This window comes from Pseudomonas fragi (assembly GCF_900105835.1).
In the GTDB taxonomy this organism is placed as follows: domain Bacteria; phylum Pseudomonadota; class Gammaproteobacteria; order Pseudomonadales; family Pseudomonadaceae; genus Aquipseudomonas; species Aquipseudomonas fragi.
Map to the genome: position 1 here is coordinate 2,680,211 of NZ_LT629783.1, position 22,013 is coordinate 2,702,223.

The following is a 22,013-nucleotide window of genomic DNA, read 5'->3' on the forward strand; positions in this document are numbered from 1 at the left end:
GCTGGCATCGCGGCAACAAACGACCTTTAAGCGAGATATCATTCCGAAAATTCATGCTGCACTGGTAACGTTGCCTGACAACAACAATCAGAGGCCTTTATGCTCAACAAGCGCCATCTCCCCTCCATCACGGCGCTGCAGTGTTTTGAGGCGGTGACCCGTCACCTGAGCTTCACCCGCGCCGCCGAAGAGCTGAACCTGACCCAGAGCGCAGTCAGCAAACAGGTCGCGCAGCTCGAGGAGCTGTTGCAGCACTTGCTGTTTCGCCGGGTTCGCCGTCGGTTGCAGCTCACGCCTGCCGGTGATTTATACCTGCTGGAAGTCCGAAAAATCCTGACCCAAGTCGAGATGTCGACCCACACCCTGCGCTCCTACGGTGGCGAAACCGAGGTGCTGCGGGTCTCCACCCCTTCCACCTTTGGCGCTCGCTGGCTGGTGCCGCGACTCAAGGGTTGGGGCATACGCCATCCGCATATTCATCTGGACCTGTGCAATGAGCAGCAAGGCGACGATTTGTTGCAAGGGCGCAGTGATCTGGCGTTTTACTTCGGCCAGGGCTCACGGCCCGGCAGCGAAAGCCTGAAGCTGTTTGGCGAGGAGCTGGTTGCCGTATGCGCGCCGTCGAGCCTGCCTGACGCGCCATTGACCGACCCGACCCAACTCACAGGCATGGTGTTGCTGCAGAACGCCTCGCGACCACAGGCCTGGCACGAGTGGTTTGAGCATCAGGGCTTTCGCACCGACCACAGCTACCACGGGCCGCGCTTCGACACCTTTTACATGTGCATCCGCGCAGCCCAGGTTGGCTGTGGTGTGGCCCTGCTGCCCAGGTTCCTGGTGGAAGAGGAATTGGCCGACGGCAAGCTGGTCATCGCCTGGCAGCACTTGATGCCAAGTCGCGATGCCTATTACCTGGCCTATCCTGAACACACGGCAGGCGTGCCCAAGGTGAAAGCATTCGTGAGCTGGTTCATGGAGCAGCTGGATGGGCGATAACCCTTGTGGGAGCGGGCTTGCTCGCGATGCGGACGGCGCGGTCTTTGCGTTAAATCGCGTAGATGCCATCGCGGGCAAGCCCGCTCCCACAGGGCAGAAACAGGCTACAACCACAAAAACCGCTGGCAAAACCGCCTGCGGATATGCGCCACTAGCGCCATTCATTGAAAAAGCTGAACGCCGTGGCTTTCCGGCACGGGCAGCATGGAGATTGCCGCTATGAGCGAGAGTGTGTTTGCCGATCGCATCGTGCAGAACCTGCTCGACACCGACTTCTACAAATTGACCATGATGCAGGCGGTGCTGCACAACTACCCCAACGTCGAAGTCGAGTGGGAATTCCGCTGCCGCAACAGTGAGGATTTACGCCCGTACCTGAACGAAATTCGCCACCAGATCGAACGCCTGTGCGAACTGAGCATGACTCAGGACCAGCTGGGGTTTCTGGAACGCATTACCTTTATGAAGCCCGATTTCATACGCTTTTTGGGGCTGTTTCGCTTCAATATGCGCTATGTACACACCGGTATCGAAAATGGCGAGCTGGTTATCCGCCTGCGCGGGCCGTGGCTGCATGTGATCCTGTTTGAAGTGCCATTGCTGGCGATTGTCAGCGAAGTGCGCAACCGTTCGCGCTATGCCGATACCGTGCTGTCCCAGGCCCGCGAACAGCTGTATCGCAAGTTCGACTGGCTGCAGGCCAATGCCAGCGCCGAGGAGTTGTCTGAACTGCAAGTCGCCGATTTTGGCACCCGTCGACGGTTTTCGTACCGCGTGCAAGAAGAAGTCGTGACCGTGCTCAAGCATGACTTCCCCGGGCGTTTTGTCGGCACCAGTAACGTGCATCTGTCCCGTGAGCTGGACATGAAGCCGCTGGGCACCATGGCCCACGAATGGATCATGGCGCACCAGCAACTGGGCCCGCGGCTGATCGACAGCCAGAGCGCGGCGCTAGACTGCTGGGTACGGGAATACCGTGGCCTGCTGGGCATCGCGCTGACGGACTGCATCACCACCGATGCCTTCCTGAAAGACTTCGATCTGTACTTTGCCAAGCTCTTCGACGGCCTGCGCCACGACTCCGGCGACCCGGTAGTGTGGGCCGAAAAATGCATAGCCCATTACCACAAGCTGGGCATCGACCCGATGAGCAAGACCCTGGTGTTCTCCGACAGCCTGACGTTACCGCGGGCGCTGGAGATTTTCCGGGCGCTGCGCGGCCGGATCAACGTCAGCTTCGGTATCGGGACTAACCTGACCTGCGACATTCCGGGGGTTGAGCCGATGAGCATCGTGCTTAAAATGAACGCCTGCAATGGCTCGCCGGTGGCCAAGATTTCCGATGAGCCGGGCAAGACCCATTGCTCCGACCCCAACTTCGCCGCCTATTTGCGTCACGTTTTCCAAGTTCCTGAACATTCTCCCAAGGAGTGAATCATGCAGGCCGTACAGCGTCAGATTGCTGCAGACCTCAAGGTCCAGCCGCCCTTCAAAGACATTGCCGCCCTTGAGGCCGAGGTCGCCCGGCGTATCACGTTCATTCAGTGCTGCCTGCACAACGCCAGGCTCAAGACCCTGGTACTGGGCATCAGCGGCGGGGTCGACTCCCTGACCGCGGGCCTGATGGCACAACGTGCGGTGCAGCAATTGCGCGAACAGACCGGTGACCAGGCCTATCGCTTTATTGCCGTGCGCCTGCCTTATGGCGTGCAGCATGACGAAGCGGACGCCACGGCTGCGGTCGACTTTATCAACCCGGACGAGCGCCAGACCGTAAACATCGGCCCGGCGGTCAAGGCCCTGGCAGCCGAAGTGAGCGCGTTTGAAGGCAAACCTGCCGCCACCGTGGACTTTGTATTGGGCAACACCAAGGCGCGGATGCGCATGGTGGCGCAATACACCATCGCCGGGGCTACTGGCGGGCTGGTGATCGGCACTGACCATGCCGCCGAGGCGGTGATGGGCTTCTTCACCAAGTTCGGCGACGGCTCCTGCGACCTGGCACCTCTCAGCGGGCTGGTGAAAAATCAGGTACGGGCCATTGCGCGGCATTTTGGAGCGCCAGAATCGCTGGTGGAGAAAGTCCCGACTGCCGACCTTGAAGACCTGGAACCGGGCAAGCCAGACGAAGCGTCCCACGGCGTGACCTATGCCGAGATCGATGCCTTCCTGCATGGCGAGCCGGTGAGCGAAGAAGCCTTCAACATCATCCGCAGCACCTACGAAAAGACCCATCACAAGCGTGAGATGCCGTTCGCGCCTTGAGCCGCGCGGCTGCACTTCTTGTGGGAGCGGGCTTGCTCGCGATGGCATCACCGCGAAATGCCTGACAGACCGCGTGGGATGCATCGCAGGCAAGCCTGCTCCCACAGGTCATGCGGTGCTCCCACCTGCCATCAGGGGTTCAGTACGAAAAAACGGAATGAACCCCGCATTTTTTTTCGCTTGTGGCCGCAACGGCCAAAGGCTTTGATAGACACCTGTTTCGTCGCCAGAGCCCTGCCCCATGTCTGCTTTCGATGGTTTGTTTTCTCTAGTCGATTCCTTGCTCGGCCAACCGGCAACCACCTGGTTGCGCGAACATGTCGAGGTGCCCGAAGGGCTGCTGCGCTTCAGCTGGCATGAGCAGGCGGTGCATCGGGCGTGGCTCGCCGAAGCCCTGAACCTGTGCCTGCTGCACAAGCTGGTAGAAGCCGTACCTGAAGGTCGACGCTATGTTGAAGAACAGGCACAACATGGGCGCAAGGTGGTGTTTGACCACGGCGCCCTCCGCACGGTTGACTGGCCCGATAACGGCGACCTGCCCCGTGGCCGTCAGGCATTTGCCCGATTGCTGGAGCCCCTGGGCTTTACCGATGTACGAACCTACCCCCTGACCAAACTGAACATGACCGGCTGGGGCTACCGGCAAATGGACTTGCCCGAAGACATTGCCCAGTTCTTTGTCTCGGAACTGCATCCCGGCCGTTTCAGCGAAGCCTTTCAACAGGCTGTCAGCCGCGTGGTCGGCTCCAGCCTTGACCCGCTGCAGGCCCAACACCACAGCATCCTCCAGCGCCTGAGCCTGACCCGCCATTGCAGCCTGAGTGAAGCGCACAGCCTGTTACCCGCGCTCTATCAGGCGTTTGGCCGTCAGCACGGAGTGGTACAGGAAACGGACTACCACTGCCTGCTCGCGGAAAGCGCCGAAATGGCCTGGATCGCCACTGAGGGCAACAGCTTCAACCATCTGACCGACCGCGTGCCGGACCTCGAAGCCTGCGTGGCGCAACAGCGCGACTTGCAACGGCCGATGAAAGACAGCATCGAGGTCTCGGCCTCAGGCCGGGTGATGCAGACCGCCTATCGCGCCTGCACGGTCAGTCGCGGCCTGGTCGATAGCGCCGGCGTGTACCGTGAACACGCGGTGCCGGGTTCATTTGTGGAGTTTATCCAGCGCAAGGTCGACCCCGACACCGGCCGCATCGATCTGAACTTCGACAGCAGCAACGCCCAGGGCATTTTCAAGATGACCGACTCCAGGGCCTGAACGCAAACAGCCCTGACGGCGCAAGGCACGTCAGGGCTGTTTTAGGGGCTAGCGCGGTCTTATTTAAGAACCACAGCGCCTTTCATCATCGAGTTGTGGCCCGGGAAGGTGCAGAAGAATTCATATTCTTCGCCCGCTTTCAGTTTGGCCACGTCGAAGGTCACCGAGTCTTTCTCGCCGGCGCCGATCACTTTGGTGTGGGCGATAACGCGCTCGTCACCGTCCTTCAGGTAGTTTTTATCCAGGCCGGCAGCAATACCGTCGGTGGAAACTGCCTGCATGTCTGCCTTTTTGCTCAACACCCAGTTATGGCCCATGACGTTTTTCGGCAGGTTGCCGGAGTGAGTCAGGTTAACGGTGAAGGTCTTGCAGGATTTGTCGATGACGATCTCTTTGGTGTTGTAAGACATTTGGTCAGTCGAATCGACAGTGACAGCGCACTCAGCCGCCAGCAAATGGCCGCTGGCCAGGGTCAAAAGGGATACCGCAACAACTTTGGCAAACATGGTGTATCTCCAAGGCAGGGTATGGGGAAGCAAAAATCTGTATACAGATTGCCTGAAAATTGTATCGATTCATATGATCTGCGTCATGGTCTATCGCCACGATCGACACAAACCAGCCACAAAAGGGGCTTAAGGCTTATAACCATAGGCCATCATTTTGAATTTTGGCGGAATAAGTAACCCGATTTAATCCACAACCGGCTTTTGCGTGGGTGTAGAGTCGTGTTTTTAACGCAAAGTGCAACCTTGCAAAAACCCAGCTAACGGCTAAGCACTAATACAGGGCAGAATACGCGCCGCTTAACCTCACCTTCGACCCCAAGAGGATCGCCCATGGCCAAACCAAACTATAACTTCGCTAAGCGTCAAAGAGACTTGGCTAAAGAGCAGAAGAAAGAGGAAAAGGCTGCCCGCAAAAAAGCGGCTGCTGAAGGTGGCATCGTAGACACCGAACTGGAACACGAAGTCGACAGCGAAAATGAAGGCGCCGCAGAAGAAACCGGCGCACCGGAAGACAAAGCACCAACCGCTTGAGCCCCTTGGCCCGGTTATCCACAACCCGGCCCACAGGATCTGTGATCAGGATCAGCAGCGCGCCTGCTGATCCTCGCAGTTAGCCTGAACGCCCTCAGACGCAGCAAACCTCATTCCCTTACCCGTGCGACAGCAAACAGCCTACAAGCCCGTGGCAGGCTTCTCAGCGCCCGGAAAGCACAACGCCAGCCCTAAGGCTGGCGTTCGTATCTTGTGGGAGCGGGCTTGCTCGCGATGCAAACAGCGCGGTGTATCAGATTGACCGCGGTGATCCCATCGCGAGCAAGCCCGCTCCCACAATGCCGTGATTTATTTAGCGCGGCACTACCGGCTTGCGGGCCGGGCGCTGGCTCTTGCCGCCCTTGGCAGCTTCCTGGCGTTCCTTGGCAGCCTGCTTGTTGCGGGCAAACGCCGCGGCCTTGGCCTGTTCACGCTTGTCCCACGGGTTGCCACCATCACTGGCACGCGGCGGCAGGCCGGTGTGCTGGGTAAGGATCTTGGTGGTCTTCTCCCCTGCTACCTTGTGGCTGCCAGCCGGAGTCGAGTTTTTGCGACGGGCACTCTGATAGCTGTCGGTCGCCGGCTGATGCAACGGAATCAGCTGATCCTTGCCCGAACCGATCAGGTCGGCACGGCCCATACGGGTCAGCGCCTCACGCAGCATTGGCCAGCCCTTCGGGTCGTGGTAGCGCAGGAACGCCTTGTGCAGGCGGCGCTGCTCTTCGCTCTTGACGATGGTCACCGAGTCGCTCTTGTACGTGACCTTGCGCAGCGGGTTCTTGCCCGAGTGGTACATCGCGGTGGCGGTGGCCATCGGCGACGGGTAGAACGCCTGCACCTGGTCGGCACGGAAACCGTTGGTCTTGAGCCAGATCGCCAGGTTCATCATGTCTTCATCTTTGGTGCCCGGGTGGGCCGCAATGAAGTACGGGATCAAGTACTGCTCTTTGCCTGCTTCCTTGGTGTACTTCTCGAACATGCGCTTGAACTTGTCATAGCTGCCAATGCCCGGTTTCATCATCTGGTTGAGCGGACCTTCCTCGGTGTGTTCCGGGGCGATCTTCAGGTAACCACCAACGTGGTGGGTAACCAGCTCCTTCACGTATTCCGGCGATTCGACCGCAAGGTCGTAGCGCAGACCGGAAGCGATCAGGATCTTTTTCACGCCCGGCAAGGCACGCGCACTGCGGTACAGCTGAATCAGCGACGAGTGGTCGGTATTCAGGTTCGGGCAGATGCCCGGGAATACGCAGGACGGCTTACGGCACGCGGATTCGATTTCCGGGGTTTTGCAGGCAATGCGATACATGTTCGCGGTCGGGCCGCCGAGGTCGGAAATAACACCGGTGAAACCCGGAACCTTGTCGCGGATCTCTTCGATTTCGCGAATGATCGACTCTTCGGAACGGTTCTGGATGATCCGACCTTCGTGCTCGGTGATGGAGCAGAAGGTGCAGCCACCAAAGCAGCCACGCATGATATTCACCGAGAAACGGATCATGTCGTAGGCCGGGATCTTTTCCTTGCCGTACGCAGGGTGTGGAATACGTGCGTAAGGCATGCCAAACACGTAGTCCATCTCTTCGGTGGTCATCGGGATCGGTGGCGGGTTGAACCACACGTCCACTTCGCCATGCTTTTGCACCAGCGCACGGGCGTTGCCCGGGTTGGTTTCAAGGTGCAGCACGCGGTTGGCGTGAGCATAGAGCACCGCATCGCCACGCACTTTCTCCACCGACGGCAAGCGGATAACCGTCTTGTCACGGGTCATGCGCGGGCTGGCCAGGATCTGTACGACCTTGGCTTCGTTCGGGTCTTCAACCGGGCCCTTTTCCTGCTCGATGGCGCAGGCCTGGGTGTCCTGGGTGTTGACGTACGGGTTGATGATCTTGTCGATCTTGCCCGGACGGTCGATACGCGTAGAGTCGACTTCGTACCAGTCTTTAGGCGTATCGCGACGGATGAACGCGGTACCGCGCACGTCAGTGATGTCTTCAATCTTGTGGCCGTAGGACAAACGCTGGGCCACTTCGACAATGGCGCGCTCGGCGTTGCCGTACAACAGGATGTCAGCGCAGGCGTCGATCAGGATCGAGTTGCGGACACGGTCCTGCCAGTAGTCGTAGTGCGCGATACGGCGCAGGGACGCTTCAATGCCGCCGAGGACAATCGGCACATTCTTGTAGGCTTCTTTACAACGCTGGCTGTACACCAGGCTGGCGCGATCGGGACGTTTGCCTGCCATGCCACCTGGGGTGTAGGCGTCATCGGAACGGATTTTCTTGTCCGCGGTGTAGCGGTTGATCATCGAGTCCATGTTGCCGGCGGCAACGCCGAAAAACAGGTTCGGCTCACCGAGCTTCATGAAGTCGTCTTTGGACTGCCAGTTCGGCTGGGCAATGATACCCACTCGGAAGCCCTGGGACTCCAGCAAGCGGCCAATAATGGCCATGCCAAATGACGGGTGATCGACATAGGCATCACCGGTCACGATGATGATGTCGCATGAATCCCAGCCAAGCTGATCCATCTCCTCCCTGCTCATGGGCAGGAATGGTGCTGGGCCGAAACATTCGGCCCAGTACTTCGGATAGTCAAATAGAGGCTTGGCTGATTGCATGTCGATGACCGGTGTTGAGTGCAAAAAAGGGGGCGCGGCATTTACTAAGAAATTCGCGGGCGCGGAATATAGCACAAAAATTGATCAATTCCGACGGCAATGGTCGGAATTGATGACTCACCTGTGGGAGCGGGCTTGCTCGCGAAGGTATCGCTGCGGTTCGGCAGATATACCGAGTCGCCTGAATCGCGGGCAAGCCCGCTCCCACAGAAAAGCGCGGGGCGATTAATCGTCGTCGAAGTTGTAGCTGCCCGGCGCCAGGTTTTCAAAGCGGGTGTATTTGCCGATAAACGCCAGGCGCGTCGTCCCGATAGGGCCGTTACGCTGCTTGCCGATGATGATCTCGGCAATGCCCTTGTGCTCGGTCTCGGGGTGGTACACCTCGTCCCGGTACACAAACATGATGACGTCGGCATCCTGCTCGATGGCTCCGGATTCACGCAAGTCGGAGTTGATCGGGCGCTTGTTGGGCCGCTGCTCAAGGGAACGGTTGAGCTGCGACAGCGCCACTACCGGGCAGTTGAACTCTTTGGCCAGAGCCTTGAGGGATCGCGAAATCTCGGAAATTTCGTTGGTACGGTTGTCACCGCCCGAACCCGGGATCTGCATCAATTGCAGGTAGTCGATCATGATCAGGCCGATATCACCGTGCTCACGTACCAGTCGTCGGGTACGGGCGCGCATTTCCGACGGGCTGATACCGGCCGTATCGTCAATAAACAGCTTGCGGTCGTTGAGCAGGTTAACCGCCGACGTCAGGCGCGGCCAATCGTCGTCTTCGAGGCGACCGGCCCGGACCTTGGTCTGGTCGATACGGCCCAGGGACGACAGCATACGCATGATCAGCGATTCGCCTGGCATCTCGAGGGAGTAAACCAGTACCGCTTTTTCACTGCGCAAAACGGCGTTTTCAACCAGGTTCATCGCAAAGGTGGTTTTACCCATCGATGGACGGCCGGCGACGATGATCAAATCCGCAGGCTGCAGGCCGCTGGTCATCCCATCGAGGTCGGTATAACCGGTGGACAGGCCAGTGATGGCGTTGTCGGTGTTGAACAGCGTGTCGATGCGGTCGATGGCCTTGGTCAGCAGGTCGTTGACGCTGACCGGGCCACCGGTTTTTGGCCGGGCCTCGGCAATCGCAAAAATCTGGCGCTCAGCTTCGTCGAGAATCTCTTCAGCGCTGCGCCCTTCCGGGTTGAAGGCACTGTCGGCGATCTCGGTACTGATGCCGATCAACTGACGCAAGGTCGCGCGCTGGCGCACGATCTGGGCGTAGGCCTTGATGTTGGCGACCGACGGCGTGTTTTTCGCCAGCTCACCGAGGTAGCCCAGGCCACCGACTTGCGAGGTCTGACCTTCCTTGTCCAGTTGCTCGGCAAGGGTCACGACATCGATCGGGGAGTTCTGGTCTGCCAGCTTGGCGATGGCGCGGAAGATCAGGCGGTGGTCATGTCGATAGAAATCACCGTCCGAAACCTGATCCAGCACGCGTTCCCAGGCGTTGTTGTCCAGCATCAAACCACCGAGCACAGCCTGTTCGGCCTCGATGGAATGCGGAGGCACCTTCAGGGCTGCGGTTTGTAGATCGTATTGCTCAGGAGCGGAGATATCGTTCATGGCCACTTGGAATAGGTATGAAAATCAGAAACAGCAGAAAGACAAAGGGCACGACCTGTAAACAGGATCGTGCCCGATGTTAACCGTCCGGCACACAAGGTGCCAGTCAGTTAAGACTGCTTAAGCAGCTACCACAACAACGCGTACGGTTGCTTCAACTTCGGCGTGCAGGTGCACAGCCACGTCGAATTCGCCAACGTTGCGGATAGTGCCGTTCGGCAGACGAACTTCGCTTTTAGCAACTTCAACGCCCGAGGCGGTCAGTGCATCAGCGATGTCGTGAGTGCCGATCGAGCCGAACAGCTTGCCTTCGTCGCCAGCGGTGGCAGTGATAGTCACTTCCAGCTCAGCCAGTTGGGCAGCGCGTGTTTCAGCCGAAGCTTTTTTGTCTGCAGCAGCTTGTTCCAGCTCAGCACGACGCTCTTCAAACGCAGCCAGGTTGGCAGCGGTTGCAGCGGTTGCTTTGCCGTACGGCAGCAGGTAGTTACGACCGTAACCGGCCTTAACATTTACTTTGTCGCCCAGGTTGCCCAGGTTCGCGACTTTTTCCAGAAGGATCAGTTGCATGTGAAAATCCTCTTAACTTTTAACCTTCACCGTCCGCAGAGTCTTTATCGGTGCCTTTGGGCGCCAGACGTCCGCGAAAATCAATCAGGCTGTCGACAATGGCCAAAACCACGAGCAACGGATAGATCAGCTGCATAAACAGCAACAGCGTGACGTACAACCCCACCAGCCAGAACTTGGCCAGTCGCTTTTGCGCCACCAGCCCATGAATCAGGGCCAGCCCGGCGAAGAACAACGCTACGCTGCACAACGGCGTAAGCATGGCCATTTCGGGACCGAAGTTCGGCCCTACAAGCATGCACGCCAGCAATACGAGCGCTGGTCCCAGCGGTAGGCGGATGCTGCGAAATTCGCTGGCAAAACCGCCCGGGTTATACAACAACGCCTGCCAATAACGCCCAAGCATCAGGCTAAGCACGCTGACGACCTGCATCAAAGCTGCAATCAAACCGGTGAGGACGGGTGCAATCAGTGCTCCAAGGCGCGCTCGCTCTACGTCAGATAACTTGTCGTAGAGACCATTGAGGACCTGCGGCAGAAGTTTTTCCAACTCCTGCGCCATCGCACCAATGGGTTCGCGGAAAACCGTACCCAGGACCACGCCATACACCACACCCAACGCTACGCTGACCAGCAGCACGCGATTCCAGGACTGGCCGGCGCGCAACATCAACGCCAACCCCAGAGTTCCCAGCAGCACCATAAGGGTGCGAGGTTCTCCGATAAACCACCAGGCCAAGGCCGGCAGTAACGCCCATGAGAGGATGCTCAACGCATCTCTCGGACCGCGCCGCAGAAGCACAAGGCTACCTGCAGCAGCACTCAACCAGAACAAGAACGGCAATGCCGCACATCCGGCCACGATTAACGTGGCCTGCACACGGCCTCGCATGATGAACTCAGCTAAGGCGCGCATGCTTTCAATCCTTTACTACTTGTCGACTGCCCGGTCTCAGCGGCCGTGGCTGTCGGTGTAGGCCAGCAGGGCCAGGAAGCGGGCGCGCTTGATAGCGGTGGCCAGCTGACGCTGATAACGAGCTTTGGTACCGGTGATGCGGCTTGGAACAATTTTGCCGGTCTCGGATACGTAAGCTTTCAGAGTGTTGAGATCCTTGTAATCGATCTCTTTCACTTCTTCTGCGGTGAAGCGGCAGAATTTACGACGACGGAAGAAACGTGCCATGTAATTGGCTCCTCAAAAGGTCCGTGGATTACTCGTCAGCGTTATCGCTGGCGTCGCTGTTATCGCTGTCATCGCCATCGGCGCTGTCAGAATGCTCAGGACGGTCACGACGCTCACGGCGCTCACTGCGGTTCTCTTCAGCCTTGAGCATCTCGGACTGGCCAGTTACGGCTTCGTCGCGACGGATGACCAGGTTACGGATCACAGCATCGTTGTAACGGAAGTTGTCTTCCAGCTCAGCCAGGGCTTTGCCAGTGCACTCAACGTTCAGCATCACGTAGTGAGCCTTGTGAACATTGTTGATTGCGTAGGCCAGTTGACGACGGCCCCAATCTTCCAGACGGTGGATTTTGCCGCCGTCTTCTTCGATCAGCTTGGTGTAACGCTCTACCATGCCGCCGACTTGTTCGCTTTGATCCGGGTGGACCAAAAAGATGATTTCGTAATGACGCATGAATGCTCCTTACGGGTTGTAGCCTGCCGCTAACTAAAAAGCGGTCAGACAAGGAGTGAATGACACTTGTGTGTCTTGCCTAGAGAGGCACATATGCGCCCGCCATGACGGCAAGGGGCGCAATTGTAGAGAAGGGACAACGGAGGCGCAAGGCAATTGGTGATTATTTGAACAATCTTTGCCTGCAAACACCACAAACCAATGTGGGAGCGGGCTTGCTCGCGATGGCATCGCTGCGGTCATCCTGAGACACCGTGTGATACGCATCGCGAGCAAGCCCGCTCCCACATTTAACAGCCAGCCAGCTTACTTCTTCTTCGAAGAAGCCTTGGCCTTGGCGCCGCGCTGACGCTGGGCTTCGAACAGGCAAACGCCTGTCGCTACCGAAACGTTCAGGCTGCTGACGCTACCCGCCATCGGCAGCTTGACCAGGTAGTCGCAATGCTCACGGGTCAGGCGACGCATGCCCTTGCCTTCGGCCCCCATGATCAGGATGGTCGGACCGGTCAGGTCCTGGTCATAGATGCTGACCTCAGCCTCACCGGCCGTACCGACAACCCACAGGCCGCGCTGCTGGAGTTTTTCCAGGGTGCGCGCCAGGTTGGTTACGGCCACCAACGGAATAACTTCCGCTGCACCGCAGGCTACTTTTCGTACAGTCGGAGTCAATGTTGCAGACTTGTCCTTCGGCACGATCACAGCCAGTGCGCCGGCAGCATCTGCCGAGCGCAGGCAGGCACCCAGGTTGTGGGGGTCGGTCACGCCGTCCAGCACCAACAACAACGGGGCACCTTCGGTGCGATCGAGCAGCTCGTCGAGCATGGCTTCGCCCCAGACCTGGCTCGGGCTAACGTCCGCCACCACGCCCTGGTGCACGCCTTCAACCCAGACGTCCATTTCACGACGCTCGGCCTGGCCGACAGCCACACGGTTTTCGTTGGCCAGTTCGATCAGGGTTTGTACCCGCGGGTCACTGCGACCCTCTGCCAGCCATACCTGCTTGACGCGCTTGGGATGGTGACGCAGCAATGCTTCTACGGCATGCACGCCGTAGATTTTTTCCAGACTCATGACTTGGCCTTAGGTTTGCGCGCCCCGCCGCTTTTGGCGGCTGGAGCGGTGCCCGATTTCGGCGGGCCTTTACGATGTTTGCTCGGCTTGGAAGGCTTGCCTGCATCTTTTGCAGGCGCCCCCCTACTCGACTTTCCCGGCTCCGATGTCCGACCGCCGCTTTTCGATTCGGCCAGCAGCGCCTGTTTCAGTTCACGGCTTTTACGCAGTTCGGCGTTTTTGGCCGCCGCGTCGCCAGGACGGTAAGCATCATCGGACGATTTCTTCACCGCCTTGGCTGGCGCACTGCGGCGCGCTGCCGGGGCAGGCTCAACCGGCTTTTCAGTCGCCTTGGTGCCCGACTTGCCAGCGTTTTTCGCTTTAGGCGCATCAGCAGTGCGATTTTTACGACCAATCGGCGCGCTGAGGGTTTTTTCCGCCATTTCGAAGTCGATCTTGCGCTCGTCGAGATCGACGCGCATGACCCGCACTTCAACGGTATCGCCCAAGCGGAAGCTGCGACCGGTGCGTTCGCCCGCCAGGCGGTGATGCACAGGATCGAAGTGGTAGTAGTCACCCGGCAAGGCGGTTACGTGAACCAGACCTTCGACATAAATGTCGGTTAGCTCCACAAACAGGCCAAAACCGGTCACTGCCGTCACCACACCCGGGAACGACTCGCCTACGCGATCCTTCATGAACTCGCACTTGAGCCAGTTGGTCACGTCGCGGGTGGCTTCGTCGGCACGGCGCTCGCTCATCGAGCACTGCTCGCCGAGCTGCTCGAGGATCGCTTCGTCGTACGGATAAATCCGCGCTTTCGGGATGGTCATCGCGCCAGCACGGCGAACGTGCGGGGTGTCCATCTTGGAATGGATCACACTGCGGATCGCACGGTGCGTCAACAAGTCAGGGTAGCGACGAATCGGCGAGGTGAAGTGGGTGTAGGCTTCATAATTCAGGCCGAAGTGGCCCTGGTTATCAGAGCTGTACACCGCCTGGCTCAACGAACGCAGCATCACGGTCTGGATCAGGTGGAAGTCCGGACGATCCTTGATGCTGGCCAGCAATGCCTGGTAATCCTTCGGCGACGGACCGTCTTTACCCTTGTGCAGGCTCAGACCCAGCTCACCGAGGAAGGCACGGAGTTTTTCCAGACGCTCCGGCGGCGGACCATCGTGAACACGATACAGCGCAGGAATCTCGTGCTTCTTGAGGAACTCGGCAGTGGCCACGTTGGCCGCCAGCATGCATTCTTCGATCAGCTTGTGCGCATCGTTACGGGTGGTCGGGCGAATGTCGGCGATCTTGCGATCGGAACCGAAGATGATTCGGGTTTCCTGGGTCTCAAAATCAATCGCGCCACGGGTATGACGAGCCGCCAGCAGCACCTTGTACAGCGAGTAAAGCTGCTTGAGGTGCGGCACTACATCAGCGTATTCGCTGCGCAGTTGCTTGGCTTCGCTGGTTTTTGGCTGTTCCAGGATAGTGCTGACCTTGTTGTAGGTCAGACGGGCCTGGGAGTGGATCACCGCCTCGTAGAACTGGTAGTCGGTCATTTCGCCGGTTTTGGAGATGGTCATCTCGCACACCATGGCCAAACGGTCGACTTTCGGGTTCAGGGAGCACAGGCCGTTGGACAGCTGCTCAGGCAGCATCGGGATCACGCGCTCAGGGAAGTACACCGAGTTGCCGCGAACCTGGGCTTCGGCATCCAGGGCCGAACCGATTTTCACGTAGCTGGAGACGTCGGCAATCGCCACGTACAACTTCCAGCCGCCGGAGAACAGGCGCAGCTTGCCAGGCTTGGCTTCGCAGAATACGGCGTCATCGAAGTCGCGGGCATCTTCGCCGTCAATGGTGACGAACGGCAGATGACGCAGGTCGATGCGCTTCTCTTTGTCTTTTTCTTCGACTTCCGGTTTCAACCGGCCCGCTTCCTTAAGGACAGCTTCAGGCCAGACGTGAGGAATGTCGTAGGAGCGCAGGGCAATATCGATTTCCATGCCCGGAGCCATGTAGTTGCCTACAACCTCAAGCACATCGCCTTGCGGCTGGAAACGCGGGGTCGGCCAGTGAGTGATCTTCACTTCGACGAACTGACCGATCTTGGCGCCAGCGTTGCGACCCGGGGTCACCAGCACTTCCTGCTGGATCTTCGGGTTGTCGGCAACGACAAAACCAATGCCGCCTTCTTCAAAGTAGCGACCGACGATGGTTTCGTGAGCACGGGAGACCACTTCAACGATCACGCCTTCGCGACGACCACGGCGGTCCAGCCCCGAAACACGGGCCAGCGCGCGATCGCCATCGAACACCAGGCGCATTTGCGCCGGGCTCATAAACAGATCGTCGCTGCCGTCATCCGGCACCAGGAAGCCGAAGCCATCGCGGTGGCCACTGATGCGACCGAGAATCAGGTCAAGCTTGTCCACCGGCGCGTAAGTGCCACGGCGGGTGTAAATCAGTTGGGCATCACGCTCCATCGCACGCAGGCGACGGCGCAAGGCCTCGATTTGGTCTTCTGTAGTCAGACCGAACTCTTCCACCAACTGTTCACGAGCAGCAGGCGAGCCACGCTCGGCCAGGTGCTGAAGGATCAGTTCGCGGCTAGGGATAGGGTTTTCGTATTTTTCCGCTTCACGTGCGGCCTCGGGATCGAGGGTCTGCCAATCGGCCATTAGATAGTTTTCACCTTGTCTATATGCGGGTTAGTTTGGCATACGCGTATTGAAACGGGAAATTTCAGGCACTCACCGGGCCTTAATAGTCCTTTCTGACGCGCTTTGCTGCTGTCGACCAACCGTTCGCGAAATATTTTCACTATTTTTAAACACAACGCTTTACAGGTCAAAGGTTCGTCCGTAAGATGCGCGCCATCAACAACGGCAACAGCGTTGAAGATACTGCCCAGATGGTGAAATTGGTAGACACGCCAGCTTCAGGTGCTGGTGATCGCAAGGTCGTGGAAGTTCGAGTCTTCTTCTGGGCACCAATTCGAGATTGCAGAGTAGTACACTCTTCAGCCTCACACAAAAACCCGCGAAAGCGGGTTTTTGCATTTCAGGATCTTATAAGCCTCTGATTTAATAAAATTAAAACAGGGGTTTACAGATCGAAAAGCTATCCGTATTATGCGCCACATCAACAGCGGCAACGTTGCTGATACTGCCCAGATGGTGAAATTGGTAGACACGCCAGCTTCAGGTGCTGGTGACCGCAAGGTCGTGGAAGTTCGAGTCTTCTTCTGGGCACCAATTCAGGTTTACAGGTTCATCCTGTATAACCACTCAAAAAGCCCGCGAAAGCGGGCTTTTTAGTTTCCGGGATTCCTTCCTGCCCTCCCCGATACCTTTTATCTGCGGCCCAAAGGTCGTATTTGATAATCCATCTCATCCGCATTAATATCCGGTCAACTTCAGCTCCCTGGCTCATCCTCCTGGATACCCGTGCCCGACACCAATGACAGGCTCCAGCTTTACCTGACGCATCGCATCGCTTTGGTCGACTATGCCGCCCCCATCGTGGGTTGCCGGGCCAAGGCAGAAGATGTGGTGCAAGACGCCTGGCTGCGTTTCAGCCAGGGCGCGGACAGTCTCATCCCGTTGACGCAGCCGGTGGGCTACCTTTATCGCATCGTGCGCAACCTGGCCTTTGACCTCAATCGCCGGGCCACCCTGGAAAACCGCCACACCACCCACAGCGAATCATTGGACGAACACATTTCCAACGCCCCTTCGCCCGAACAGCAAGCCTTGCATGTGGACGAACTGCGCAAATTGCAACATGCTTTGTCGCGCTTGCCGGAACGCACGCGTCAGGCATTTGTGTTGCATCGCCTGCAAGGCCTGACGTTCCAGCAAATCGGCACGCAACTTGGCATATCCGTGAGCCTGGCCCACCAATTGGTCCGCGACGCCCTGACCTACTGCGCGGAACAACTGAGTGATGACTGAAAAACCGCCCCCGAACCCGATCTGGGAAACTGCACTGGACTGGCTGCTGCTGATCCAGGAGAACCCCCACGACCCCGAGCTGGCCGCGCGCCTGAACCACTGGCGGGCCAGCGCCCCCGAGCATGACGCGGCCTATCGCAAGGCGCTCAAGGTCTGGAGCTTGAGCGGCGAAGCCTTGAGCCTGCCGGTTGCTAAAGAGCCAGTGCCAGTGCCGACGGCCTTACGTCCTCCCGCGCGCCTGAGCCGGCGCAAGCGCGCACTGGTTGGTGCCGCCGTGGCCGCCAGCGCCCTGCTGATGTGGGGCCCCGACTGGCAAGCGATGCAAGCCGACTACCGCAGCCCCACCGCCGAACACCGCACCATCACACTGAGCGATGGCAGCCAGATGCTTCTGGACAGCAACACCCTTGCCGATGTGCAGTTCAACCCCGAACAGCGAGAAGTCACGCTATTGCGCGGCCAGGCATTTTTTTCGGTGACTCACGATACCAACCGCGCCTTCTATGTGAACGCCGGCGACGTACGTGTTCGGGTGACCGGAACCGCGTTTGCAGTCAATCTGGATGACAACGGTGTCGATGTCAGTGTCGAAAGCGGCACGGTTGCCGTGCAAACACCGCAAGCATCGGCCTCGGCCACACACCTGCTGGGCCACGGCGACCAACTGCATTTCGCCGCAAACGAGCGGCAGACCCGCATCGTGCAACTGCCTCTGGAACAAATCGCGCCGTGGCGGCGCTGGCAACTGGTGGCGATCGATCAGTCTATCGATGACGTGATCATGCAATTGCGCCGCTACCAGCCAGGCCTGATCGTGTTGACCGACAAAGCGCTGGGCCAGCGCCGCATCACCGCCGCCCTGAACCTGCGCGACCCCAAGCGCGCACTGCAAACTGCCATTGCCCCATTGGGCGGGCGCCTGCAGGACGGCGTGCCCTACACCCTGATCGTCTCAACCAAGCCCTGAGCCTCCCTGTGGGAGCGAAACTATTTTCATTTATTTCTGGAAATCCTGAAGGCCCGGGAGTCTTTACCTACGAACGTCACTGATAAAGATTCGCATTAGTGACTATGGCGTTTCATTTCGTAGGTCACCTCATGCCTTCTTCGCGTTTGCGTTGTGTCAGTGTTGCTCGTTATCGATCGTTATCCCTGGCCCTGCTGCTCGGCCTGCCCACTCTGGCTATCGGCGCCAGCCAGGTGGCTGACGCGCAAATCCAGCAACAACTGCACTTCCAGATCCCGGCCCAGCCTTTGGCCAGCGCCCTGATTGCGTTTTCCCAACAGTCGGGCTGGCAGGTCAGTGCGGAAAGCACCTTGCTCAACGGCCTGAACAGCTCGCCGGTCGATGCCCGCACCAGCCCCGAAAAAGCCTTGGCCCACCTGTTGCGCGGCACGGGCATGCAATGGGAAGTGACCTCCACTGACAGCGCCTCGATCCTGCCGCCCGCCCAAAGCGATGTGCTGCAAATCAAAAGCACACCCATCACCGCCATGGAGCCGGTATTTCAAGGCGAACAGGTGATCGACCACCAGATGATCGAAAACCTGCCCTCGGGCAACGGGGACATCACCAGCCTGCTGCGCACCAACCCCAATGTGCAGTTCGACAACAGCCAGTTGAGCAGCAAAAACCCGGGTGAAATAGCCCCCGCCGATATCAGCATCAACGGCGCACGACCCTGGCAGAACCTGTTTATCGTTGACGGCATGAGCATGAACAACGACCTGGACCCGGGTAACAGCAACGACGACTTCGATGAGATCCCGGGACGCAGCCAGGGCCTGGCGCTGGACACCGACCTGCTGGAAAACATCAAGGTCTACGACAGCAACGTACCGGTGGAATTTGGCGGCTTCAATGGCGGTGTAGTCGAGGCCAATACCCGCGATCCCAGCAAGGAACTGCACGGCAAGGTGTCGGTACAAATGACCCGCTCCGAGTGGACGCGCTATCACCTGAACAAAGACGACCCGGACCTGGAAAACTTCAAGGCCGGCTTTGGCAACAACTACCAGCCCGACTTCGAAAAAATCATCACCCGCGCCACCCTCGAAGGCCACCTGACCGACAACTTCGGCTTGCTGGGCACCTTTTCGCGCAAAGAATCCACCATGCCGACCCGCCTGTTTTCCGTAGCCAACCAGACCGAAACGGCAATGGAGACGGAAGAACAATCGCGGCGCATCGACAACTATTTCCTCAAGGCCACCTGGCAAATCAACGAGGACTGGAAGCTCGATACCACCCTGACCCACGCACCGGAAACCGCCCGCACTTACGGCCCCAACTCACTGGTGTCCGGCCGCGATATGGATGCCGGTGGCGACAGTATCAGTACGCGCCTGGTATGGAACGCCCCCTTGGCCCGGGTAGAGCAGAACCTGAGCTGGAGCGAGCTGAACACCTCACGCTATTCCGACCGCGACTACATGATCCTGTGGCGTACCTCGGCCAGCCGCGACTGGAGCACCTCGGCATTCGCCACCGAAGGCGGTTTTGGTGATATTGAAGAAACCCAGAAAACCCTGGCCTATAAACTCAAGGCCGACTGGAACAGCTTCAAATGGCTGGGGGTGGATCACTCGCTGCAGACCGGCCTTGAGCTGTCGCAGAACTCGGCCAGCTATGAACGTGGCACGCCCTACAGCAGCTACTCGGTGGACAAGGCCACGTCATGCACCGGCAATGACCCACTGTGCTCAATGGCGCCCACGATCAATGGCTGGCCTGGCCAGTATGCGAACAAGATGACCGTCACCCAGGGCAAAATTGCCTTCGATACGCGTTCATGGGCGCTGTACCTGCAAGACGAAATGCACTACAAGCGCCTCACCGTCAGGCCCGGCATCCGCGTGGACGGCGACAACTACATGAATCAGGTCACCTTCGCCCCGCGCCTGGCCACCGAACTGGACGTGTTTGGCGATGGCAAGACCCGCCTCACCGCCGGCGCCAACCGTTACTACGGACGCAACCTTTACGCCTATCGCCTGCGTGACGGCATTGCCTCGATGAGCACGGAGTACACCCGCAAGACGCAAACGTCCGCCTGGGAGCTGAGCAAGCACACCCCCAACGACAGCAAGTTCAACCAGCTCAAGGTGCCTTACGATGACGAACTGACCCTGGGCCTGAGCCATGTGCAATGGAACACCGAGTTCGCCGTCAAATACGTCAACCGCAAGGGCCGCGACCAGATCAGCCGCGCTTGGGGCGCACAAATCGGTGAGCCCTCCGAAGACACCTCCACCCTGGCCGCCAACTACTACACCTACTACAACGGCGGCAAAAGCGATGCCGATATCTACACCCTGAGCATCACCCCCCTGCAACCCTTCAACCTGGGCAGCACCCGCACCACTGCGCAGTTTGCGATGGACTGGAGCAAGATCAACAACACCGGTCTGTCCAGCTACAGTGCCAGCATCGGCGCTATCTACGTAGAAGACCCGACGATCCAGTACGACGGCAAGTTCATGAAGTATTCCGACATGCCCGCCAGCAACTACAACCGCCCCTGGACCGCGCGCCTGACCACCGTGACCGAAGTCGAGCCCCTGCACCTGACCTGGACCAACTTTCTGCGTTATCGCGACGGCTACCGGCGCATTGCCTCCACCAACAAAACGGTCGAGCACGAAGGCAGCAGTGTCCATGTCTGGGAAGAAACTCCGTTCTCCGGGGCACTGACATGGGACACCCGTGTGGCCTGGGAGATGCCCACCGCCAAGGATCAGGCCGTATTCGTCAATCTCGACGTCAGCAACCTGCTGGACAAGACCATTGTCAGCTCCACCGACACCAACGGCGTACTCAATTATGAAGTCGGCCGCCAGTTCATGCTGGAAGTGGGGTACAAGTTTTGAAGCCCGCCGCGCTCCTACTCGGCCTGACCCTGGGCAATCTGACCTTGAACGCAGCCGCCTGCGACGAACAGGCCGCCGACTACAAAACGTGCATCGCCCAACAATACCGCCAGCCCGTCGCTCAATGGCCAGCCCCCCAGGTGGACGCCGATGTGCAATGGCAGGAAATGGCCGCCCTGCCCGCCCACGCCCCCGCACCACCGGAAAACCCGTTCAGCGAGGCCAAGGCGGCGCTGGGCAAACAACTGTTCAACGACCCGAAACTGTCGCGCTCCGGGCAGATTGCCTGCGCCTCGTGCCATGAAGCCGACATGGCCTTTGCCGATGGCCGCCGCGTCTCGTTCGGCCATGACCGCCAAAGCGGCCGGCGCAATGCCCCCAGCCTGGTGATGAGCGGCTACAGCCCGGCGCTGTTCTGGGATGGTCGCGGCGGCACTCTGGAACAGCAGGCCATGCACCCCATCATTGACCCGGTGGAAATGGCCTTCGATATCCCGCAACTGCTTGAGCGGCTCAATGCCGACGCGGCCTACCGCGAGCAGTTCGGGCAGGTGTTCGGCCCCGGCCCGATCACCACCGAACATACCGCCCAGGCCCTCGCCACCTTCCAGCGCACGCTGGTCAGCGCCACGCGCAATACCGCCTTCGAGCAACTGCTGCGCGGGCGCCCGCAACGCATGAGCGATGAGCAGCTCTACGGCCTGCATCTGTTTCGCACCAAGGCGCGCTGCATGAACTGCCACTTCGGCCCGGCGCTGAGCGACGAGCAGTTTCATAACGTCGGCCTGAGTTACTACGGGCGTAAATACGAAGACCTCGGGCGCTACGAAGTAACGCGCAAACCAGAAGATGTGGGGGCATTTCGCACGCCGTCATTACGCCTGGTGATGAAAACCGCGCCGTGGATGCACAACGGCCTGTTCGTCAACATGGAAGGCACGCTGGCGTTCTACAACATGGGCATGCCGCGCCCGCGCCCCAACGCGCAGCAGACCGACGATCCGCTGTTCCCGCGCACCAGCGACCGGCTCAAGGCGCTGAACATGGACAGGGACGAACTGCGCGCCCTACGCAGTTTTCTCGACACGCTGTAGGCAGCACCTTGCTGTGTGGGAGCGGGCTTGCTCG

Annotated in this window: 18 protein-coding genes and 2 tRNA genes; 11 read left to right on the forward strand and 9 right to left on the reverse strand. The window is 59.0% G+C overall.

Annotated features, from left to right (window positions below):
- Positions 1–99: 99 nt before the first annotated feature.
- The 4 genes from BLU25_RS12250 to BLU25_RS12265 all read left to right on the forward strand — a co-directional run bounded on the left by BLU25_RS12250 (position 100) and on the right by BLU25_RS12265 (position 4,525).
- On the forward strand, positions 100–996 hold the full coding sequence (locus tag BLU25_RS12250) for a LysR family transcriptional regulator (protein ID WP_016783326.1): 897 nt from the start codon (positions 100–102) through the stop codon (positions 994–996).
- Positions 997–1,215: 219 nt separating this feature from the next.
- Complete coding sequence (gene pncB / locus BLU25_RS12255; RefSeq protein WP_016783325.1) at positions 1,216–2,430, forward strand: nicotinate phosphoribosyltransferase; 1,215 nt, start codon at positions 1,216–1,218, stop codon at positions 2,428–2,430.
- 3 nt (positions 2,431–2,433) lie between these two features.
- Positions 2,434–3,261, forward strand: coding sequence for an ammonia-dependent NAD(+) synthetase (nadE, locus tag BLU25_RS12260; RefSeq protein WP_016783324.1), 828 nt, complete (start codon positions 2,434–2,436; stop codon positions 3,259–3,261).
- A gap of 241 nt (positions 3,262–3,502) precedes the next feature.
- Positions 3,503–4,525: a DUF1338 domain-containing protein gene (locus BLU25_RS12265; protein ID WP_083369655.1), complete on the forward strand. Its 1,023-nt coding sequence runs from the start codon at positions 3,503–3,505 to the stop codon at positions 4,523–4,525.
- Positions 4,526–4,584: 59 nt separating this feature from the next.
- Here BLU25_RS12265 and azu read toward each other — a convergent pair whose 3' ends face one another.
- A complete protein-coding gene (gene azu / locus BLU25_RS12270; RefSeq protein ID WP_016783322.1) occupies positions 4,585–5,031 on the reverse strand; it encodes an azurin in 447 nt (148 codons plus the stop codon).
- A gap of 333 nt (positions 5,032–5,364) precedes the next feature.
- On the opposite strand from azu, the gene BLU25_RS12275 reads away from it, so the two are divergent.
- The gene (locus BLU25_RS12275) at positions 5,365–5,565 is read left to right on the forward strand and encodes a hypothetical protein (protein ID WP_016783321.1); all 201 of its coding nucleotides are present in this window, start codon (positions 5,365–5,367) and stop codon (positions 5,563–5,565) included.
- Positions 5,566–5,878: 313 nt separating this feature from the next.
- Here the strand turns inward: BLU25_RS12275 and BLU25_RS12280 are convergent, their stop codons facing one another.
- The 8 genes from BLU25_RS12280 to rnr all read right to left on the reverse strand — a co-directional run bounded on the left by BLU25_RS12280 (position 5,879) and on the right by rnr (position 15,740).
- Positions 5,879–8,185: a YgiQ family radical SAM protein gene (locus tag BLU25_RS12280; protein ID WP_029611709.1), complete on the reverse strand. Its 2,307-nt coding sequence runs from the start codon at positions 8,183–8,185 to the stop codon at positions 5,879–5,881.
- A gap of 225 nt (positions 8,186–8,410) precedes the next feature.
- Entirely contained in the window at positions 8,411–9,805 is a 1,395-nt protein-coding gene (gene dnaB / locus BLU25_RS12285) for a replicative DNA helicase (protein ID WP_016783319.1), read from the reverse strand.
- A 120-nt stretch (positions 9,806–9,925) separates the two neighbouring features.
- On the reverse strand, positions 9,926–10,372 hold the full coding sequence (gene rplI / locus BLU25_RS12290) for a 50S ribosomal protein L9 (RefSeq protein ID WP_003439047.1): 447 nt from the start codon (positions 10,370–10,372) through the stop codon (positions 9,926–9,928).
- Positions 10,373–10,391: 19 nt separating this feature from the next.
- The gene (locus tag BLU25_RS12295; RefSeq protein ID WP_029611708.1) at positions 10,392–11,288 is read right to left on the reverse strand and encodes a YybS family protein; all 897 of its coding nucleotides are present in this window, start codon (positions 11,286–11,288) and stop codon (positions 10,392–10,394) included.
- A gap of 36 nt (positions 11,289–11,324) precedes the next feature.
- On the reverse strand, positions 11,325–11,555 hold the full coding sequence (gene rpsR, locus BLU25_RS12300; protein WP_003171373.1) for a 30S ribosomal protein S18: 231 nt from the start codon (positions 11,553–11,555) through the stop codon (positions 11,325–11,327).
- A gap of 28 nt (positions 11,556–11,583) precedes the next feature.
- Complete coding sequence (gene rpsF, locus BLU25_RS12305) at positions 11,584–12,009, reverse strand: 30S ribosomal protein S6 (RefSeq protein ID WP_003439045.1); 426 nt, start codon at positions 12,007–12,009, stop codon at positions 11,584–11,586.
- 306 nt (positions 12,010–12,315) lie between these two features.
- On the reverse strand, positions 12,316–13,080 hold the full coding sequence (gene rlmB, locus BLU25_RS12310) for a 23S rRNA (guanosine(2251)-2'-O)-methyltransferase RlmB (protein WP_016783317.1): 765 nt from the start codon (positions 13,078–13,080) through the stop codon (positions 12,316–12,318).
- Positions 13,077–15,740 (reverse strand): ribonuclease R, encoded by a 2,664-nt coding sequence (rnr, locus tag BLU25_RS12315; RefSeq protein ID WP_083369656.1) that lies wholly within the window; start codon positions 15,738–15,740, stop codon positions 13,077–13,079. The genes rlmB and rnr overlap by 4 nt, the downstream gene beginning before the upstream one ends.
- 227 nt (positions 15,741–15,967) lie before the next feature.
- On the opposite strand from rnr, the gene BLU25_RS12320 reads away from it, so the two are divergent.
- The 6 genes from BLU25_RS12320 (at position 15,968) to BLU25_RS12345 (ending at position 21,979) form a co-directional block, all read left to right on the forward strand.
- Positions 15,968–16,054 (forward strand) — tRNA-Leu (locus BLU25_RS12320).
- A 175-nt stretch (positions 16,055–16,229) separates the two neighbouring features.
- A tRNA-Leu gene (locus BLU25_RS12325) sits at positions 16,230–16,316 on the forward strand.
- 192 nt (positions 16,317–16,508) lie between these two features.
- Positions 16,509–17,015: a sigma-70 family RNA polymerase sigma factor gene (locus BLU25_RS12330; RefSeq protein WP_016783315.1), complete on the forward strand. Its 507-nt coding sequence runs from the start codon at positions 16,509–16,511 to the stop codon at positions 17,013–17,015.
- Positions 17,008–17,982, forward strand: coding sequence for a FecR family protein (locus BLU25_RS12335; protein ID WP_016783314.1), 975 nt, complete (start codon positions 17,008–17,010; stop codon positions 17,980–17,982). The genes BLU25_RS12330 and BLU25_RS12335 overlap by 8 nt, the downstream gene beginning before the upstream one ends.
- 131 nt (positions 17,983–18,113) lie before the next feature.
- A complete protein-coding gene (locus BLU25_RS12340) occupies positions 18,114–20,885 on the forward strand; it encodes a TonB-dependent receptor (RefSeq protein ID WP_228795884.1) in 2,772 nt (923 codons plus the stop codon).
- A complete protein-coding gene (locus BLU25_RS12345; RefSeq protein WP_016783312.1) occupies positions 20,882–21,979 on the forward strand; it encodes a cytochrome-c peroxidase in 1,098 nt (365 codons plus the stop codon). The genes BLU25_RS12340 and BLU25_RS12345 overlap by 4 nt, the downstream gene beginning before the upstream one ends.
- Positions 21,980–22,013 lie beyond the last annotated feature (34 nt).

Bases quoted from the DNA above. Each gene is read 5' to 3' on its own strand.
- BLU25_RS12335 (WP_016783314.1), top strand. From the start codon at position 17,008: ATGACTGAAAAACCGCCCCCGAACCCGATCTGGGAAACTGCACTGGAC.
- BLU25_RS12340 (WP_228795884.1), top strand. From the start codon at position 18,114: ATGCCTTCTTCGCGTTTGCGTTGTGTCAGTGTTGCTCGTTATCGATCG.
- BLU25_RS12295 (WP_029611708.1), bottom strand. From the start codon at position 11,288: ATGCGCGCCTTAGCTGAGTTCATCATGCGAGGCCGTGTGCAGGCCACG.
- rlmB (WP_016783317.1), bottom strand. From the start codon at position 13,080: ATGAGTCTGGAAAAAATCTACGGCGTGCATGCCGTAGAAGCATTGCTG.
- BLU25_RS12280 (WP_029611709.1), bottom strand. From the start codon at position 8,185: ATGCAATCAGCCAAGCCTCTATTTGACTATCCGAAGTACTGGGCCGAA.
- rpsR (WP_003171373.1), bottom strand. From the start codon at position 11,555: ATGGCACGTTTCTTCCGTCGTCGTAAATTCTGCCGCTTCACCGCAGAA.
- rplI (WP_003439047.1), bottom strand. From the start codon at position 10,372: ATGCAACTGATCCTTCTGGAAAAAGTCGCGAACCTGGGCAACCTGGGC.
- rnr (WP_083369656.1), bottom strand. From the start codon at position 15,740: ATGGCCGATTGGCAGACCCTCGATCCCGAGGCCGCACGTGAAGCGGAA.
- BLU25_RS12265 (WP_083369655.1), top strand. From the start codon at position 3,503: ATGTCTGCTTTCGATGGTTTGTTTTCTCTAGTCGATTCCTTGCTCGGC.
- BLU25_RS12250 (WP_016783326.1), top strand. From the start codon at position 100: ATGCTCAACAAGCGCCATCTCCCCTCCATCACGGCGCTGCAGTGTTTT.
- pncB (WP_016783325.1), top strand. From the start codon at position 1,216: ATGAGCGAGAGTGTGTTTGCCGATCGCATCGTGCAGAACCTGCTCGAC.
- BLU25_RS12275 (WP_016783321.1), top strand. From the start codon at position 5,365: ATGGCCAAACCAAACTATAACTTCGCTAAGCGTCAAAGAGACTTGGCT.
- rpsF (WP_003439045.1), bottom strand. From the start codon at position 12,009: ATGCGTCATTACGAAATCATCTTTTTGGTCCACCCGGATCAAAGCGAA.
- dnaB (WP_016783319.1), bottom strand. From the start codon at position 9,805: ATGAACGATATCTCCGCTCCTGAGCAATACGATCTACAAACCGCAGCC.
- azu (WP_016783322.1), bottom strand. From the start codon at position 5,031: ATGTTTGCCAAAGTTGTTGCGGTATCCCTTTTGACCCTGGCCAGCGGC.
- nadE (WP_016783324.1), top strand. From the start codon at position 2,434: ATGCAGGCCGTACAGCGTCAGATTGCTGCAGACCTCAAGGTCCAGCCG.